This window comes from Mesorhizobium sp. M7A.F.Ca.CA.002.15.2.1, from assembly GCF_003998715.1.
Lineage (GTDB): Bacteria > Pseudomonadota > Alphaproteobacteria > Rhizobiales > Rhizobiaceae > Mesorhizobium > Mesorhizobium ciceri.
The window spans coordinates 1-3070 of record NZ_RZPI01000653.1; the positions used below are offsets into that span (position 1 = coordinate 1).

Annotated in this window: 3 protein-coding genes; 1 reads left to right on the forward strand and 2 read right to left on the reverse strand. The window is 62.0% G+C overall.

Features of this window, described 5'->3' with window-relative positions; translation table 11 throughout:
* Nucleotides 1-1295, forward strand: a 1295-nt coding sequence (locus ENZ74_RS26935) for a DEAD/DEAH box helicase (protein ID WP_164761238.1), incomplete at its 5' end; no start/stop codon positions are given.
* 71 nt (nucleotides 1296-1366) lie between these two features.
* On the opposite strand, the gene ENZ74_RS26940 is transcribed toward ENZ74_RS26935, so the two are convergent.
* Both ENZ74_RS26940 and ENZ74_RS26945 read right to left on the reverse strand, forming a co-directional pair.
* Complete coding sequence (locus tag ENZ74_RS26940; RefSeq protein WP_013531372.1) at nucleotides 1367-1972, reverse strand: hypothetical protein; 606 nt, start codon at nucleotides 1970-1972, stop codon at nucleotides 1367-1369.
* A 241-nt stretch (nucleotides 1973-2213) separates the two neighbouring features.
* On the reverse strand, nucleotides 2214-2864 hold the full coding sequence (locus tag ENZ74_RS26945; protein WP_013531371.1) for an OmpA family protein: 651 nt from the start codon (nucleotides 2862-2864) through the stop codon (nucleotides 2214-2216).
* Between the last annotated feature and the right edge of the window lie 206 nt (nucleotides 2865-3070).

The following is a 3070-nucleotide window of genomic DNA, read 5'->3' on the forward strand; positions in this document are numbered from 1 at the left end:
AGATTTTCATCCGATATGGCAAGAACCACAAGCTCAACATCGCGCTCCTGATCGGCGGTGTCTCATTCGACGAACAGAACAAGAAGCTGGAGCGCGGCGTCGACGTGCTGATCGCGACGCCCGGCCGCCTGCTCGATCACCGCGAGCGCGGCAAGCTGTTGCTCAATGGCGTCGAGATCCTCGTCATCGACGAAGCCGACCGCATGCTCGACATGGGCTTCATTCCCGACATCGAGCGCATCTGCGAGATGATCCCGTTCACCAGGCAGACGCTGTTCTTCTCGGCGACGATGCCGCCGGAAATCACCAAGCTGACCGAGAAATTCCTGCATGCGCCGGTGCGCGTCGAGGTCTCGAAGGCCGCGTCCGCCGCCACCAACATCACCCAGCGGCTGGTCAAATCAGGCTCCAAGCCGTGGGACAAGCGCGAGACGCTGCGCAACCTGATCAAGGCCGAAGATGCCGAACTGAAGAACGCCATCATCTTCTGCAACCGCAAGGTCGAAGTGTCGGAACTGTTCCGCTCGCTGCTGAAGTATGATTTCGACGCCGGTGCGCTGCATGGCGACATGGACCAGCGCGCGCGCATGCAGATGCTGGCCAATTTCCGCGACGGCAAGCTGCGCTACCTCGTCGCTTCCGACGTCGCCGCGCGCGGCTTGGACATCCCCGACGTCAGCCATGTCTTCAACTATGACGTGCCGATCCATGCCGAGGATTATGTCCACCGTATCGGCCGTACCGGCCGCGCCGGACGCTCCGGAAAATCCTTCACCATCGCGACCAAGTCGGACACCAAATACATCGACGCCATCGAGCGGCTGATCGGCAACAAGATCGAATGGCATGACGGCGACTTGTCGACGGTGGTTGCCAGCGAAGGCGGCGAGGACGATGCTCCGCGCCGTGGCAAGGGCGCACCGCGCCGCGCCGGTCGCAAGGACGACGACCGCAGCAGGGAAAAGGGCGGCGAGCGCAAACCGCGCGAACGCCACGCCAAGCGCAGCGAAGACACGGCACCGGAAACAGTCCGCGAGGACCAGCCGGCGGCCGAGGTCGCAGCGGCAGCCGCCGACGTCGGCGAACGGCGCTCGCGCAAGGAAGCGATCCGTTCGGAAAACACCGAGCGCAAATCGTCCGATCGCAACGAACAGCGCGCACCGGAACGCGGCGATACCCGGCCGCAGCGAGACAACAGCCGCCCTGCCCGCCAACGTCACCAGGAAGACAACGATTCCACCGTTGGCTTCGGCGATGACATGCCGGCCTTCATGCGGATCGTCGCCAAGGTCTGATCCCGACCGCTTCGAAGGCAAGCCAGCCATCCGGCTTGCCTTCTCGGTAGAGCTCCAGCCTGGTTCGCCCGTTACATCGGCCCAGGCATCATCTTGGTCGGTTTTTCCAGCATCGGAAACTCGGCCTTCGAGCATTTCACGTTCGGGTTCGTCGGACTGAACATGCCGTTCGGATTGTCCCCGAGCCAGGCATGAAGGTCGTAATGGACGAACTCCTTCGGGATGAGAGGGTAGTGCCCCTCCATCGGCCCCATGAAGGTTTGGCCAAACAGCTTCGGAGGCTCCTTTATGTCCGGCGTCAGAGGCACCAGCCATTCCGCGCCCACCAGCCGCAAACCCTTCTTGGTCGGTTCATAGATCAGCACGTTGGGGTGCATCGGGTCGAGCTTCTGGCCGACACTCGGGACATTGACGAAGTGAATACCCATGGCGCCCTTCGGGTAATCCATCGCGCCCGCTATCTTTTCTCCGCTGTAGTAGACGCAGCCGACCGTCGACAGATAGAGATCGCGGACGGCAGCGGTGTAATCCTCATATTTGGCGAGCGACTTTTTCAAGGCTTCGATGTCGGCCTTGTTGGCGTCCTCGGCCCGAGCCGAAGCAACGTTCAGCCACGCGCCTACCAAACCTGTTAAAACGAGGACGCCACAGCGCCCAAGGCTGGCTGTTCTTGTCATGCATTCCTCCCAGATTTCTGATCTGGCCGTGCAAGACCGAGGCGGAAAAATGCTGATTGCGCGGCCGGTTACACCGCCTCATCCCCGCTGGACTGCCATGATGCTATTCCTTTCCATGGCCGCCGGAAAGCTATATTTTAGCAATAACTAAATCTATACCGTACCCATCCAGAGCGCCGATGTCAGCTCAAACAAAAACGGCCCCGCATGAGGGCCGTTTCGCATCCGCTTGCCGGACGGATCAGGTGAGCGGCGACAGCTGGATCTCGACGCGGCGGTTCTGGGCCCGACCTTCGGCTGTGGCATTGGATGCGACCGGACGTGTCTTGCCGAAGCCTGTGACGGCGAAGCGCCGCTGATCCACGCCCTGACCGGACAGATAGTTCGCCACCGCCAAAGCACGACGCTGCGACAAATCGAAATTGTGCTGGTCGCCACCGGTCGAATCGGTGTGGCCGAACACGTCGACCGTGGTCTGCTTGAACTTCTTCAGCACCAGCGCGACGGAGTTCAGGACCTGGTAGAAGCCGGGCTTCACCGCATCCTGATCCGAGTTGAAGGTGATGTCGGACGGCATGTTGAGGATGATCTGGTCGCCGCTGCGGGTGACGCTGACACCGGTGCCCTCGAGCTGCCGGCGCAGTTCGGCCTCGTTCTGGTCCATCGTGGCGCCGATGGCGCCGCCGGCCAGCGCGCCGATGCCGGCGCCGATCAGTGCGTTGCGGCGGTCGTTGCCACCGGCAAGCAGGCCAAGGCTGGCACCCGCCAGGGCGCCAAGGCCGGCGCCGGCCGCCGTGTTGGAAATCTTCTGGTCGCCTGTATACGGATCGGTGGTGGTGCAGGCGCTCACGAGCACAGCCGTCGCCACGACGACGAGCACAGTCTTTTTCATAGGATGGTCCCTCTCCAAGTCACGCCTTGCGGTGGCGCCAAATCAGCCCTTCCCGCGACTTGTACCATGAATTGCGGCGAAAAGCGGAACGGCAAAAGCGCCGTTCACGGCTTTTCCCGAGTGACCAATACCCGGTGGTGGCGCCGCATCGCCGTGCCGGAATGGTTTGGATAAGCTACCAGAGGTTCTTGCCGTCTATGACAACC

What these genes read in the sequence shown, in the direction of transcription:
- ENZ74_RS26945 (WP_013531371.1), bottom strand. Translation starts at nt 2,864, where the DNA reads ATGAAAAAGACTGTGCTCGTCGTCGTGGCGACGGCTGTGCTCGTGAGC.
- ENZ74_RS26940 (WP_013531372.1), bottom strand. Translation starts at nt 1,972, where the DNA reads ATGACAAGAACAGCCAGCCTTGGGCGCTGTGGCGTCCTCGTTTTAACA.